The 14,678-nt window shown below is 38.6% G+C and carries 11 protein-coding genes; 3 read left to right on the top strand and 8 right to left on the bottom strand.

The window, feature by feature from the left end; all coding sequences use genetic code 11:
- Positions 1 to 95: 95 nt before the first annotated feature.
- From B9A18_RS16070 to B9A18_RS16035, 8 genes are all read right to left on the bottom strand, one after another.
- Positions 96 to 3,044, bottom strand: a complete 2,949-nt coding sequence (locus B9A18_RS16070) for a M16 family metallopeptidase (protein WP_084290415.1) — start codon at positions 3,042 to 3,044, stop codon at positions 96 to 98.
- 37 nt (positions 3,045 to 3,081) lie between these two features.
- Entirely contained in the window at positions 3,082 to 3,630 is a 549-nt protein-coding gene (locus B9A18_RS16065) for an SRPBCC family protein (protein ID WP_084290413.1), read from the bottom strand.
- A gap of 61 nt (positions 3,631 to 3,691) precedes the next feature.
- The gene (locus B9A18_RS16060) at positions 3,692 to 4,855 is read right to left on the bottom strand and encodes a TlpA family protein disulfide reductase (RefSeq protein WP_159452674.1); all 1,164 of its coding nucleotides are present in this window, start codon (positions 4,853 to 4,855) and stop codon (positions 3,692 to 3,694) included.
- 31 nt (positions 4,856 to 4,886) lie between these two features.
- Complete coding sequence (locus tag B9A18_RS16055; protein ID WP_084290409.1) at positions 4,887 to 6,086, bottom strand: thioredoxin family protein; 1,200 nt, start codon at positions 6,084 to 6,086, stop codon at positions 4,887 to 4,889.
- A gap of 73 nt (positions 6,087 to 6,159) precedes the next feature.
- On the bottom strand, positions 6,160 to 7,656 hold the full coding sequence (locus B9A18_RS16050; RefSeq protein WP_084290408.1) for a RagB/SusD family nutrient uptake outer membrane protein: 1,497 nt from the start codon (positions 7,654 to 7,656) through the stop codon (positions 6,160 to 6,162).
- Between the two features lie 12 nt (positions 7,657 to 7,668).
- Positions 7,669 to 11,124, bottom strand: a complete 3,456-nt coding sequence (locus tag B9A18_RS16045; protein WP_084290407.1) for a SusC/RagA family TonB-linked outer membrane protein — start codon at positions 11,122 to 11,124, stop codon at positions 7,669 to 7,671.
- A gap of 119 nt (positions 11,125 to 11,243) precedes the next feature.
- A complete protein-coding gene (locus tag B9A18_RS16040) occupies positions 11,244 to 12,362 on the bottom strand; it encodes a FecR family protein (RefSeq protein WP_084290406.1) in 1,119 nt (372 codons plus the stop codon).
- 81 nt (positions 12,363 to 12,443) lie between these two features.
- Positions 12,444 to 13,022: an RNA polymerase sigma factor gene (locus tag B9A18_RS16035; protein WP_084290405.1), complete on the bottom strand. Its 579-nt coding sequence runs from the start codon at positions 13,020 to 13,022 to the stop codon at positions 12,444 to 12,446.
- Between the two features lie 295 nt (positions 13,023 to 13,317).
- Here B9A18_RS16035 and B9A18_RS16030 point away from each other — a divergent pair, with 295 nt between their 5' ends.
- The 3 genes from B9A18_RS16030 to B9A18_RS16020 are packed head-to-tail and all read left to right on the top strand — an operon-like array spanning position 13,318 to position 14,525.
- Positions 13,318 to 13,686: a transposase gene (locus B9A18_RS16030; protein ID WP_084290404.1), complete on the top strand. Its 369-nt coding sequence runs from the start codon at positions 13,318 to 13,320 to the stop codon at positions 13,684 to 13,686.
- The gene (locus B9A18_RS16025; protein ID WP_084290402.1) at positions 13,683 to 14,279 is read left to right on the top strand and encodes a DDE-type integrase/transposase/recombinase; all 597 of its coding nucleotides are present in this window, start codon (positions 13,683 to 13,685) and stop codon (positions 14,277 to 14,279) included. The genes B9A18_RS16030 and B9A18_RS16025 overlap by 4 nt, the downstream gene beginning before the upstream one ends.
- Before the next feature lie 27 nt (positions 14,280 to 14,306).
- Complete coding sequence (locus B9A18_RS16020) at positions 14,307 to 14,525, top strand: integrase core domain-containing protein (RefSeq protein WP_317048246.1); 219 nt, start codon at positions 14,307 to 14,309, stop codon at positions 14,523 to 14,525.
- Positions 14,526 to 14,678: the final 153 nt, after the last annotated feature.

Below are 14,678 nucleotides of genomic sequence, written 5' to 3'. Positions count from 1 at the left end.
TGGTGGCCTTATTTGTCCTTCGTTTACTGCATCTTTTTTTAGTTTTCTTTCCAAAAAAATATTCCTAAAGACTAGAACTTGATGCCAGTATACGCTTAGTAACCAAAAATATCTTCCAAACTTAACTTATTTACTTTTCCAATCTTATTCAGATCTTCGACTTTAACGCGCTTATCAGAAGCCACCACACAGTAAGCATAAGGCTTGTTAGCAAGTTCTTGCTGATGAAGTTTTCTGAGATTATCAAAAGTGAGCTTTTGTAAGGTCTCGTACTTATACTTACGAATATCATAATTCAAGCCTTTCTTTTGGGCAGCCAGGTAAACTCCTATTGGTCCATCCTGAGTGATGCGCTGCGTCTCGATATCTTGCAAGAGACTCTTTTTAGCTGCGTCAAATGCCTTTTCCGATAAAGGCAGAACATTCAACAACTCATTCATGCTACTAACGGCTTCGTTCATTTTATCAGACTGACATCCTACATATGCAGTGATAGAGAAAGGATCTTCCTTTTTATTTGGTGTTGCCATAGCTGCAAAAGTAGAATAAGCCAGGGCTTTTGACTCTCGTATCGTTTGAAACACAACAGAGCCCATACCTCCTCCAAAATACCCATTAAATAAATCAACCGTTGGTTCAATCGCCGGATCATATTTGGATGCATTCCTTTCCCATTTAATTTCAGACTGTACCATATCATAATCGGCAAACAAGACCTTATTTTCCATTTGTTTCATACGCTCAAACTTCAACCCCGCATCATAAGTTCTAAACTCAGCCGGCATTTTATGGAGCTCAAGGAGTGAAGCGGTAATCTCTGTTTTAGATTTAGGGCCAAAATAGATTAAGTAATGCTTGTAATTCATCAAATTGTGCAAAACACCAACCAAATCTTCTGCCTTTAGCTTGCTTACTTCCTCATTACTTAAAGTATAATTAAATGGATTTTTAGCGCCGTATGTAGCATAACTGGTTAGCCCGTACATGATCATTTCTTTACTCAATTTATTATTTGCACGATCATTCATCACTCGGCCCTTCAAGGAAATTAAGGCGTCCTCATCTGCTTTGCAATTGGCAATAATATGCTCAAACAGGGCTACTGCTTTCTCAAAATTTTCGTGTAATCCACTGATACTAATCGTTGTTTGTTCGTTACTGGTATTCATGCTGAAACTACAGGCAATGTTGTAAAACTCTTTGCTGATTGCTTCGGCAGTATATTTGTCAGTTCCTAAAAAAGACAAATAGGCGGCAGATAAAGGCAACGATTTACTATTCCAACTGCCCATATCAAAGCTATAAAACAGACGAAACGATTCATTTTCTTTATTTTGTGCATAGAACAGATCAGCATTACCAACTTTTCCTTTTTGAATGTCTTTCTTGAAATCCAACCACTGCGGTTTTATAGGACTTTCCGGCATGTTGTTGATCATACGCACAAAATCCGATTGTTTCCCTGCGTTTGTTTCTACCGGTGTAATAGCAGGCTTTTCTACCTTAAGAATATTCTTATCTTCTCCCTTGCGTTTATATAACACCACATAACCTTCGCCGAAGAATTTATTAGCGTAATTCACAATTTCTTGTTTGGTGATTTTGGCTTGTTCATCCAAGGAGGAAACGTTCTGTTTCCATCCTTCACCTTTATTACTAATAAATGCACTCATCAATGCGTTGGCGCGTGCACCATTCTGCTCCAGGTTTTGTATTTCCGACAATTTAGCATTGGCAACAATCGCTTTGATCAGCGCCTCGTCAAAATCCCCTTTCTTTAAAACATCAAGCTGGCTGATCAATATTTTTTTTACTTCTTCTAAACTTTGTCCCTCCTTAGGTGTGCCAAATAAAATAAATATACCGTAATCCTTATATTGCTGCATACCCGCACCCGCGCTCTGAAGTTTTTGTTGCTTATTAAGGTTCAAATCAAACACCCCGGCTGTACCATTGGATAAAATACTGGATATCAACTGAAGCATTAAAGCATCACGCGTCCCTTCTGCAGGGGTTCTAAAACAAATGCGCATATTTTCAGCGCTCGGACCATAAATATCCTTTACTATTGCTTCAGTAATGGGCTGCTCGGCAGCTGGTTTGTATTCTGCAACTGGCTTTGGCTGCATGTAAGCAAACTGCGCATCGATCTTTTTTACCAGTTCATCGGGGTTAAAATCGCCCGACATGATGATAGACATATTATTAGGCACATAATACTGGTTGTAGTATTCCCGAATTGCTTTTAGTGAAGGATTTTTTAAATGATCGATAGTTCCAAGAGTGGTCTGTTGACCATAGTTATGTGTTGGAAAAAGATAATAATGCATCGCCTCGTTCATCTTGTTACCATCGTTATCCAGGCTACGGTTCTTTTCTTCGTAAACGGCTTCTAATTCTGTATGAAAAATTCTAAAAATGGGGTTACGAAAACGTTCTGCCTGAATCTTAAGAAATTTATCAATAGAATTTGAAGGAATGTCTTCTTCGTATACCGTTTCTTCCACCCAGGTATGCGCATTAGTCCCTTGTGCACCTATTGAAGTCATTAGCTTATCATACTCATTAGCAATAGCATACTTCGAAGCTTCACCAGATACATTGTCTATTTCTTTATAAATCTCCTTGCGTTTATCCTCATCTTTAGTTGCATTATACTGTTCGTACAGACCTTCAATCTTATCTAGCAAAGGCTTCTCCTTGTTCCAATCCAAAGAACCAAACTTATCGGTCCCCTTAAACAATAAATGTTCAAGATAATGCGCCAAACCGGTATGATCTTTCGGATCGGTATTACTTCCTGCCCTTACGGCGATTTTTACAGCAATGCGTGGTTCCTTCTTATTAGGACTGAGCATCACGGTCAACCCATTTTTAAGCTTATAAAAACGGGTTTGCATAGGATCATTAGTTACGTATTTGTAGTTATACCCACCTGCCGATACTTGTTTCCATTCATATTTACCTTGGGCAAACGTACTTTGTATATGGCTCGATATGCTTAAAAAAAGCACAAGCGGTCCCAGGCGTTTAATTAACGTCATTTATATTTGTTTTAAGAATTGAAAATTTAAATCGTCTCTAATTCATTTTTGCTGCAGGAGTAGAATTCTTAATCAAGTCCGTCAATCCTGATGCGTATTTTTCAAACTCTACGGAAAGTTGCTCTTTAAATGCTTTTTTTGCTTCGTTGGATCCTTCAATCAAGGCCTGCCAGCTTACTTCCGTCGAATCGCCTTTTGACTTAGTAAACAATCCAATAGATACATCCTTTAACCCTTTAGGTAAAGATTCCGCTTTAATTTGATACGATAGGAATTTGTATTCACGCATCACCTGATCTATTTGCTCCGTTCTCGTAGTACCATCTTCAAAAGTGATTATCCGATCAAATGGTACTGTACTCCCCTTTATTTCTACGGATTTAATAAATCCCTTTGCGTATAGCTGAATATTTTTCAGGTTAGAAATCAACTCCCACACCGTAGCCTGATCGGCATTTACTGTTGCAAGTTTCGTTACATCCCAACGAGCTGCTTGTGCTCCTCCCATTTCTTGTGCACTGGCAGGTTTCAAACCTGCCAGTAAAATAAATCCTAAGACAAACAATGCACTATATATTTTTTTCATTTTAATTTAGTTTTTAGTTGATTAATAAGCAGGGGTTGCCCATCAACCCCTGGATTTCTTTTTACATACCGAATATTTCCTTCAATTTTGCATCAAGGCTTTCCCCACGCAGGTTCTTCTCAATGATGTTTCCTTCTTTGTCAACCACAACCAGATAAGGTATGCCGTTGAATAAATAAGATGCCATTACCGGTTTAGACTCTTTGGCATTGATTTGTGGCCAGATCATTTTTTCTTCGGCCATTGCATTTTTCCAGTCAGCCTCTTTAGCATCCACGGAAACCGCTAAAATTTCCAGGCCCTTATCTTTATATTTTTTGTACACCTCTTTTAGATGAGGGATTTCCTGACGACAAGGGCCACACCACGATGCCCAGAAATCAATAATCAGGTATTTACCTTTAAAGTCCTTAGGGCCCCATTTTTTACCAGTTACATCTGGATAAGCAAAGTCTGGCGCTTTTTGACCGTTGGCAATTTTCGCTGCCTGTGCTAATTCTGCCAGAATTCCTTGTTTCCTTTTTTTTGCCTGTGTCAGGTTAGGGTGTTTTTTCGTGATATAGTCTAAGGTAGACAGTATATATTGTTGGTGTTTTTCAGGATTCAGGAAATCCAGCGCATACAAAACCGCCGGCTGATCTTTATATTTATGAATCAGATATTTAACTCTATACTCCATATCAGAATCCACCTGATCGAAACCATTTTCCATATACTTAATCCATTTTGGTTCTTTCGCAAGGCTGGCTTGATACTGCTCTTGTCCAACAGCAATCGAACTTTGATAATTTAGGTACCTAGCCAGGTTTACATCATTAATCAGATCGTTATTAGCTGTAGTATTTTCCATGTAAATATACGGAGGGTTCTTAACTGGCATTTTGGCCGTATCAATACCCCGTAGATTCACATGGATATTATCTTTATCCGCCCAGAAAGTTAAGTAGTCAGAATATAAAACCTGTACGTCGTAAAAGTCAGGCTTGTCGGCAGGCACCTTAAATGAAAATTTGTTGTTTGCATCTAATTTAGTACTGTCCAATGCTTTAAAAGTTCGTGAAAAACCTTCGCCTACATATTGACCAAGGTAAATAGGATATTTGTTTGTAGGATCGCGAAACTTAACTGTTCCGGTAAATGTTACGGTTTTTGCTTTTTTTTGGGCAAAGCTGCTACTTATCATTAACAACGCGGCAATTGCCAGTGTTAAACCTTTTTTTATCATGGTGTTTTGTATTTTATTTTTAAGTTGTTTTTTAGTCATTCATTATTGGAGGCGTCATCTGTCCTTTTTCCTGAGCTTCTTTTCTTAGTTTATCAGCTTTAGCCGCCATTGCTTTAGCCTCTGCAACTTTTCCCTGTTTATTTAGTATTCTTTTTTTAAGGTCTGCCACCTGGATGCTGGTAAAAAGTTCAGGTTTACTCATTTCCAATTGATCAGCCCATTTTTTAGCTGCTGGAATATTTTTTTTCGGTGCTGCCGTTACCAGATCGTTAGCTGCGCCTACAATGAAATCTGCTTTACGAGGAAAGTCCTTGTCGTTCGAAATTGCATCTATTTTTCCAATAAATTTATCCCATGCATTTACTGCTGCAAACTCAACAAGGTCTAATTGCGCAAACATATATTTGCCGTCTGGTGTTGACTTCGGCTGTATCTTTCTGATCGCTGCAGCAATTTCTTTCGCATTGGCTATATCGCCTTTCGTTTCATAAGCTCTCTTAACTGAATAGACAGCCATATACATTGTACTTTGCAAATACATGTTAACGTCATTTACGCCATATTTTTTTTCAAGTTCTGCCCGGTTTGCAAAAAGATAGGCAAACGCTTCCGACGAAGGATTATTTAAATACTTTACCGCAAGTTTCCAATTGTTTTCATCTGTCAAACTTTCTTTAGGTAGTTTGTCGAAATACACTTTGGCTACTTTGCCCATTTTATCATTTTCATAGGCTTTTTCAAGCGCATCAAGATAAGCGAGGGTAGTTGCATCTGAATGATCGCCGCCGTTAAACTTTTTGGCAAGTCCATAAGCAGTGTTTTCGGGTGTTAGTGCTTTGCTGGCTTCGTTTATAAATTCGGGAGCCGACATACTGCCAACAATTTTATGGACTACTTCTCCATTACCGTCAATAAACAGGTAGGTAGGGTATCCCGTTATATTGTATTTATCTTTCAGGCCAGGTCCCTCACCTTTTTCCATATCATATTTCACATTATGAAAAGTACTGTTAAACAAGTCTGCAACACTGTCTCTGGTAAAAACATCTTTTGCCATCATTTTGCATGGACCACACCAGGAGGTATAAGCATCAAAGAAGATGAGTTTATTTTCTTTTTTTGCAGTTGCGAGCTGAGTTTTCCAATCGGCTTCCTTAAAAGCAATTTCTCGGTTTTGAGCTGATACAGACAGTGCTGCAAAGCAGCTGAGTCCGATTAATAGTCTTTTCATGTTGTTTTCTGTTTTTTTGTATGAAAATCAGTATTAGCCTTCGCCAAAGCTCAGGCTAATACTGGTTCTTTTTTTATATTGGGTTTTGTATTAAATTACCGTTCATTTTGATCTCTTCAAAAGGTACAGGATAGGGTACACGTTTATCTGTAGGTTGGATAGTGAGCGGTGTGGTGTGAAAATAATCGGTATACAACCGCTTCATTGGTAAACCGTTACGAAAATCATCATAGGTTCCATGTCCTTCCCATGCAAGTTCCAACCTGCGCTCATTTAAAGTAGCCTGAAAAGCGGTCATATTCGCTGTTGCCAGGCTCGACGTTGTCCATTCTGGAGCCTTTGCCCTTTTCCTGATTTCATTTAATGGAACAAGTGCATCCGAGTTAAGTCCTTTTTTGGCCAATGCTTCTGCTTTGTTCAAATACATTTCGGCCAAACGCAGATAGCAGGTAGCACTTTTGGATTGCGTGCTGTACCCATTTGCATCCACTTGTTCGAAATCATATTTTGTAACCGTAAAACGATTTGGAGAACGGGGATCATTCTCGGCTCTTACAAAACTATGTCTTAAATCGGCTACGTTCTGATCTAAAATTGCCATGTAATCCGGAGAAGCCGCATATTCCCCATTAATATAGTAACCGTAGAAATTTTTTGGTGTTAGAAATTCGTTAATCACGTTTCCGTTAGCGGGATCATGACTAAAGGCGAATATAAATTCTTTGTTCGTTCTGCTGTCTTTAGCAAAAACAGTTGCGTAATCCTGATCCTGTACCAAAGTAAACCGGGGAGAGGCGATTACTTTATCGGCATATTCTATGGCCTTGTCGCAATACCCAGTGTTCGGTTGAGTTGCTGTACCGCTCATGTAAAGGTATACACGAGATAATAAAGCCCAGGCACTTTCTTTAGAAGCGTAATTATTAGATTTTACTTTGGTCATTAATGTAGCTGCTTTTTCAAGATCAGCAATGACCTGTGCATATACTTCCTTCACAGTATTACGTGCCGGTTTATAACTTTTGTCCATATCAGCACTCAATGTAAGCGGTACAGCCAGGTTGGTTTCATTATTTTGATAATATGGGGCTGCATATATGCGTGCCATATTGAAATAGGCCATTGCTCTAATAAAATAGTTCTCTCCTTTAAACTGATCATACTCAACCCCTTTACCGTCTTCTATGGCATCAATAACTTTGTTGGCACTAAATATAATCCGATACGACATTTTCCAAAAGCTCGGTGTAACACCTTGTATTGGCGAGTTTGTGTAGGTATAGCCATCATCTCTGTATTGAGGGTAGGCTTGAGTAACCGCAAACAGGTTATTACCTTTAAATTCACTCATGTGAAACCAAGTCAGATCATAAGGAAAATCCCTTGCATTTTGGGTAACAAGTAAAGAGTAGCTGCCATTGGTGGCTGTAGCTAATCCATCCAGGGTTTTAAGCACTTCGAAATCAGTCTTATCATTCGAAGGTTTGATGTCTTCATCAATTGCTTTTTTGCAGCCCGACATCGATAGGGCCGTTATGCAGATGTATATTAATAATAAGTACTTTTTCATAATAAGTTGGGTTTAAAATGATAGCTGTAAACCTAAAAGGAACTTTCTGCTGGCACCATAGCCGGCACCTATACCATAGTTGTCTGACTGCCCCATTGTACCGCCTTCGGGATCAACACCATAGAATCCTTTTTTAGTAAAGATGAAAAGGTTATCTCCGCTGATGAAAACATTGGCCCTGGTCAGTTTTGCCCTGCTGATCAATTGAGCTGGCAGACTGTAGGTTAGCCTGACATTACGTACTCTGATGTGACTGGCATCTTCCCATGTTCTTGAGGTGGGATTATCAGCGCCGTCCATGCGATTTCTGAATAACTTGGGTTCAGTCGCTTGATCGCCCGGTTTCTCCCATATCACCTGTCCTTTTGCCGGTTTAATCTGGTTGTATTGAAGGATGTTATTTCCCTCTGCCGAGAAATATGTGTTTCGTGAATTGTTATATACCAGATAATCTGTCGCAAAATTCAATAAAACAGATAATTCAAAACCTTTGTAACCGAATGTATTTTGCAAACCACCATAATATTTAGGTGTGCTGTTTCCTACATTTTGAAATTGGCGCATGATATCGTCGCCGGGTTGCATACCGGTAAAAATATCATCGTATTTATTTACAGTTACCTTTTTAATTGTATTTGTCGCTGCATCAAACTCAACGCGTTCAAATTGTGGAAGTCCTGTTTGCGCATCTACACCCAGCCACTTAAAAACATGGACACTGTTGATGTCATCTCCTTCTTTAATAGTCCCTGCATTTCCATACAAAATGGTTCCATTATAGAGTTTAATAACTTTATTGGTATTGTAAGTGAAGTTAAAGCTAGTTGTCCAGCTGAAGGCCCCAACAAGGTTTCTACTGGTTAAGGTTAGTTCCACTCCTTTGTTAAGAATTTCTCCAATATTTTGATATTGACTTGGCACACCCAGAACTGCTGAAGTGCCGACACGCTGAATCAAGTTGGTATTGCGCTTCTGATAAACATCAGCAGTCATGTTAACCCTTTTGAACAATTCAAGGTCAATACCAAAATTGCGGATAAAGGCCTTTTCCCAGGTGATGCTTTTATTACCCAATTGGTTAATTACTGCTGCCGGCTGTCCGCCATACTGGTAGCTAAAGTTGTAAAAGCTTTCCGTTAAAAAGTCTTCTCCAGCCACTTTTCCACTGGTGCCATAACTGGCTCTAAGTTTTAAGCTGGTTAGATATTTATTGTTATGCAGGAATTTTTCATTCGTTACTAACCAGGCGCCACCTATTGAATAGAAATGTCCAGCCCTATTTTCAATTCCGAAATTGGTAGAATAATCCATCCTGTAGGAAGCATTAGCGAAATATCTTTCCTTATAGTTGTAGTTGCCTTCTGTAAAAATGGAGTAGGAACCTCTTGTAAAACGCTCTCCCTCATAAGATTTTCCATTGAAACTGTTAGCGGCTTCTGCAGCAGCAGAAGGTACTTTAATTCCTGTAGGAAGATTTCTTACAGCCAGCCCGTTATATTCGGAATTGCTTTTGTTGTATTCAAAACCAGCCAAACCACCAACATTGTGAACACCTAATTGTTTGTTAGCAGTAATGAGGTTGGAGGTCATGAATGAATTTGAACTTAATTTTCGCTGTGTCAGTTCACCTTTGTAATAACGACCAGCTAATGATAGCCTGTCAAGATAATTCTCACTATTACTGAAACTTGTACTGTAAGAGTTGTTTGAAGACAAAGTGATCCAATCTGTAAGCTTATATCTTGCACTAAAAATGCTGTTTAGCTGTTGGGTTTTGTTTACGTTACTATTGTATTGGAGGTCGTAAATAGGGTTATCAATCGGGTAACCATAGGTATCTACCGCCAGAGTTTCTTTAAGCGTACCATCTGCATTATATGGGGTATACCAAGGTAACAGTGCATTGCGTCCACCGCTAGTAGGGCTCGTGTTTCCCTTATCGAAGATGGTGCTGATATTGGCGCCAAAACTTAACTTCCTCGTGATATTATGATCCAAACGTAACTTTACACTGGTTCTTTGCAAGTCGTTCTGTTTTAAAGCACCTTGTTCATCGTATCTGTTTGCACCAAAGTAATAGCGGGTTTGATCAGTTCCACCAGAAAGACCAGCATCAATATTTTTGGTCAGGGCATCTCTATAAAAAAGGTCATCCCAATCGGTAAAGTTGTTCAATTCAGATTCTGGAGGCAAGTATTTTGCCAGGTAGTTTGGCTGCGTTAATCCTTCATTGTTTATACCAAAAGAGTTGATCAGCATTTTGCGTTGATAATCGTAGAGTTCGCGGCTATTCATGAACTTGATTTTGCCCATATACCTTTTACTTACACCGATGGTGCTGTTAATATCTAACTGGGCCCTGCCGGGTTTCCCCTGCTTAGTTGTGATCACCAAAACTCCCTGACTGGCACGGGAACCATAAATAGCCGTTGAGGCAGCATCTTTTAACAAAGTGACGCTCTCTATATCTGTGTTGGAAACGATATCGCTGGGGTACATCGCGTCTGCGTAAATGATACCATCTACTACAATTAAGGGGTTCAGGTTGTTGGTTACCCTGGGATTAAATTCAATGGGTAATGTGCCTTGTCCACGTACTACAAATGTTGATTTTCTATTCGGATCACCGGAAGGTTCTGTAATGTACATCCCGGCGATCTTCCCTTTTAACATGGATATCAGGTTATTGGATGTTACGCCTTCAAGCGCTTTAGTTGTAAATGTTTGTAATGAACCAGTAATTTCGCTTGGTTTCTTAGTGGTGTAACCTACTACAATGGCCTCCTGAAGTTGTGCAACCACGGCATTTAAGACAATGTTCATTTCGCTATCTTCGTCGTTGGTTACCACTTTTTCTATGCGTTTGCTTTCGTAGCCTACCGAGCTGAAAACAATACGGTAAGTGCCAGGTACCAGGTTTAAAGCAAAATACCCATTGGCATCTGTCATCGTCACACTGTTTGTTCCATCAATTCTAACTGATACACCAACTAAGGGAATTTTACCATCTGTTACTTTTCCACGTATAGCTTTTTTTGCTTCCCGGGAGAGGGAACTTTTTCTGGGAATCACAATAATCGTTTTATTCTCTATTGAGTAAGTAAATGGCTGTCCGTCAAAACACTTGTTCAGCACGGCAACCAATTCTTCACGATCTGCCCGAATGGTTACCGGTTTTGCTTGTTTAATCTGCACATTGGTAATCACAAAATCGTAACCACTTTGCTTTCTAAGTTCCTGAAAAACTTCATCGAGCGAAGCATTCTTCTTAACTAAGGTTATACTTTGCGCATGAGCTGCAAATGCGATTTGTAAGCTGGCTATACATAGCGTAATAATTATTAAATTCATCCTCATTATCCATTTCTTTAAATGACACCCTGAAAATGCCTCCGATAGAATATTTCCTATGAAACGCATGGTACAGTTGGTCAGACTATACCAGATTTTATTGTAAAATTTGTACATTTATACGTCGGTTTAAGTTGATAAATATGTTTCCAAGCATTGTTATTGAGGCTTTCTGACTTTTGATCGGGGACGCGTCAACGTTCCCGATTGTTTTCAGATAGCCTTTTAAATATTGTTTAAGGCATAACTAAAACCCTCCTTCCTTCAATTTTAAAATGAACACCCTCTGTTGCTTGTAGTACTTTAATTACTTCGGATAATTTTCTTGATCTTGAGATCGTACTTACAAAACCTATATCCGAAACATTCCCTTTATATTCTATTTCAACATCATACCATCTTGCCAGCTGGCGCATAACGGTTTTCACATCTTCCCCCTTAAATACAAAGTCTCCATTTTTCCATCCCATTGCCTGATCTGTATTGGCTTTTGAGATCTCAATGCTGCCACCGCTATTATCAGCCTGCTCGCCGGGCTTAAGTAACTTGAAATCTTTCGAACCTGGAAGCGATACCTTCACTGAACCTTCAAGAAGTGTTGTTTTTATAGTACCCTCATCTGAATAAGAATTAACATTAAAATGCGTTCCCAGGACTTCAACAGTTTGACCTGAAGAGCTCACTTTAAACGGAACAGTTTTATTATGAGCAACTTCAAAGTAAGCCTCTCCTTTTAACTCAACTCTTCGCTCCTTTAATAAGGCAAACGATGCGGGATATTTCAATATAGAAGCGGAATTCAACCAAACATGTGTTCCATCAGGAAGCGTGATTTCATATTTACCGCCATTGGGTGTTTCGATCGTATTATAAGTCAAACCTGAAGATTTTTGTGCTTCACCATTCATCTTATAAATCAAGCGACCATCAGCAGCTTTAATAATTTCCATATTAGATTGCTTTGCCAGTGCACCATTGTTGGCGTCAGTAAGAGCTATACGTTTGCCATTACCTAAGGTCAGATACGCCTTATTGCCTCCCGGACCAATATCACTTACACGAAGTTCAGACTCTCTAATTTCTCCGGAAGTATTGTAATTATAAAAGTATATTCCGAACCCTAATAGGAAAATAACGGATGCTGCAGCGGCAATTCGGGGCCACAGTTTAATTGTTTTAACCAGCGGAAGACTACTCCTTATTTCGGATAGGTCCTGTTGTAAGTCTTCCTCTGAAATTTGATATTCGGGATAAGTTACGTTAGAGATCCAATTCTCTAACAAGATCTTTTCCCCTTCCGTACAATCTCCTGCTCTATACTTTGCTAATAATTCTTTTAGTCCTTCACCATTCATATCTAACAACTTTTTTTTTGGAATATTTAGTTGTTAGTCGGCCAAGTACTACGGAGGGGTTAAAAAAAAGTAAAAATAATTTTATGGATCGATAAGGAATACCAAAACCATCAAAGAACCGAGTTTAACCTTTAAAATCTTTAGCGCATGCTGCATATGACTTTTAACCGTTTGCTCGGATAAACCTAGCTCTTCAGCAATCTCTTTTCGGGAGTAATTTGATTTTCTGCTTAAATCAAAAACGGCTCTCATTTTTATTGGAAGTGCCTGAATCTCGCTTTCAATTAAGGCTAATAGTTCATTGTGCCGGATCAAATGATCAGTAGTATTCTGACCTGATTGTACATAATTGTTAAACGTCTCGATATATCTACCAGAAACCTGTTTATGAGCTATAAGATCAATAATCTTGTTTCGCACTGCAGTATGTAAATAGGTTGATAGACTATAAGTGAGATTTACATGTTGATGATTTAACCAGAGTGAGAGAAACACTTCATGTATAAGATCTTTTACCTCTTCCCGGTTACCCAAACGCTTATAGGCGAACAGATATAACAGCCGATTATATCTGTTATAGATTTCAGTATATGCCATTCGATCCCCATCCCGAAGAAATTCGGTCAAATCCTGATCAGTATACTTACTATAGCCCCCCATTTTTAGACAAAACTTAATCCTAATATTAGAAAAATATTTCGAATTACAAAAATAAACAACACTGCCCTCTACTCCACTAATTCATTTTTGAAGCAGGAACAGAATTATTAATTAGGTTATTTATTCCTGACGCATATTACGTTAATCTTATACGCCATGAATGTATGTTGACGTTCTATTTGCTCGCTAATCGTTGCATATTCCCTGCATAATCCTGGTGTTGATTCCTAATCAGTATGTCGATTCCTGATTTTGCCTTACAAATCGCGGGCTAACCCTTAACTTTAATAAATTAATGGAAAAACCACGAAAAGGAGTAAGCAAAGGTCGTATTCCTACATACGAAGACAGTTTTAAAATTGCTGTTGCCAGAGAATATCTTGCGGGAAATTATAGCACACGTCAAATAGGAGAAAAATACAATCTAACTAGGGACAACATAGGGCATTTTGTGCGTTGGTATAGAAAGCATTACCCTGATTCCAGTACGCCTCCTGTTGAGGAGCAAAGTATAACAGCCCCATCTAATGATGATGTTTTAACTAAAGAACTCGCCCTGGCAAAACTAAAAATTACAGCTATGGAAATGATGATCAGTAATTATGAGCAGGAAACGGGGGTAAATATTGCAAAAAAGTCTGGTACCAAACCGCCTGCCAAATGAAAGTAGTATATCAAAATATTTCCTTATTAACTATTTGCAAGCTGTTTGGTAAAAGCCGGCAAGCCTGGTATCATATTCAGGAACACAAAGATCAAAAAGCAATCAAGTACGAGCTGGTGTTGCAGAAGGTTCGAAAAATAAGAACTGATATGCCTAAAATCGGCGGGATTAAATTGCACTTTATGCTAAAAAATTTCCTGGAACTGCATGATATCGATTTAGGTAGAGATGCCTTATTTACCATGCTCAGAGAAAACAATATGCTTATCAAACAAAAGAAAAGGTATGCAAGAACAACCAATTCTCATCATCATTTTAAGATATGGCCTGATCTGGTACAAAGAAAAGAGAGTAAAAGAGCAGAACAAATATGGGTAAGCGACATCACCTACCTGAGAACTAAAAAGGGGTTTATCTACCTTTCTCTTGTTACTGACGCTTATTCCCGGAAAATTGTAGGCTACAATTTAAGCCGGGATTTAAAAGCCTTTAGTTGTATCAAAGCATTCAAAATGGCCTTTAATTCAAGGATATTCCCAGACAGATCGCTTATTCACCACTCTGATAGGGGAATCCAATATTGTTGTGACTAGTATGTCAAATTATTAAAGCAAAGCAACATTAAAATCAGTATGACCCAGGATGGAAATCCATATGACAATGCCATTGCAGAACGCGTAAACGGCATTTTGAAAGTAGAATTCGACCTTTATCAAACATTTGGAAATTTTAATGAGGCAATAATAGCCGTAGATATGGCTATAGCTAAATACAACAATATCAGACCCCATTTTAGTTGCGAACTACAAACCCCACAACAAAACATAACATTGTGTTAAAAAAAGAATTAGAAACCGTTTAAAATTACTGTAAAAAATAATCAGTAATAAAAAGTAAAGGGTCTTATCCGTCTATAACTTTACAGTTTTTGAGAAAAAACTAAGTTTTCGATGAACAAAGAAGTAATGGCAAGGTTAGATTATCCTGCAGAA

Source organism: Pedobacter nyackensis, assembly GCF_900176505.1.
Lineage (GTDB): Bacteria > Bacteroidota > Bacteroidia > Sphingobacteriales > Sphingobacteriaceae > Pedobacter > Pedobacter nyackensis.
The sequence above is the reverse complement of the archived record's forward strand: the minus strand, read 5'-3'. Positions and strand labels throughout refer to the sequence as shown.

Bases quoted from the DNA above. Each gene is read 5' to 3' on its own strand.
- B9A18_RS16035 (WP_084290405.1), bottom strand. From the start codon at position 13,022: ATGGGGGGCTATAGTAAGTATACTGATCAGGATTTGACCGAATTTCTT.
- B9A18_RS16060 (WP_159452674.1), bottom strand. From the start codon at position 4,855: ATGATAAAAAAAGGTTTAACACTGGCAATTGCCGCGTTGTTAATGATA.
- B9A18_RS16065 (WP_084290413.1), bottom strand. From the start codon at position 3,630: ATGAAAAAAATATATAGTGCATTGTTTGTCTTAGGATTTATTTTACTG.
- B9A18_RS16025 (WP_084290402.1), top strand. From the start codon at position 13,683: ATGAAAGTAGTATATCAAAATATTTCCTTATTAACTATTTGCAAGCTG.
- B9A18_RS16045 (WP_084290407.1), bottom strand. From the start codon at position 11,124: ATGTACAAATTTTACAATAAAATCTGGTATAGTCTGACCAACTGTACC.
- B9A18_RS16070 (WP_084290415.1), bottom strand. From the start codon at position 3,044: ATGACGTTAATTAAACGCCTGGGACCGCTTGTGCTTTTTTTAAGCATA.
- B9A18_RS16050 (WP_084290408.1), bottom strand. From the start codon at position 7,656: ATGAAAAAGTACTTATTATTAATATACATCTGCATAACGGCCCTATCG.
- B9A18_RS16030 (WP_084290404.1), top strand. From the start codon at position 13,318: ATGGAAAAACCACGAAAAGGAGTAAGCAAAGGTCGTATTCCTACATAC.
- B9A18_RS16055 (WP_084290409.1), bottom strand. From the start codon at position 6,086: ATGAAAAGACTATTAATCGGACTCAGCTGCTTTGCAGCACTGTCTGTA.
- B9A18_RS16040 (WP_084290406.1), bottom strand. From the start codon at position 12,362: ATGAATGGTGAAGGACTAAAAGAATTATTAGCAAAGTATAGAGCAGGA.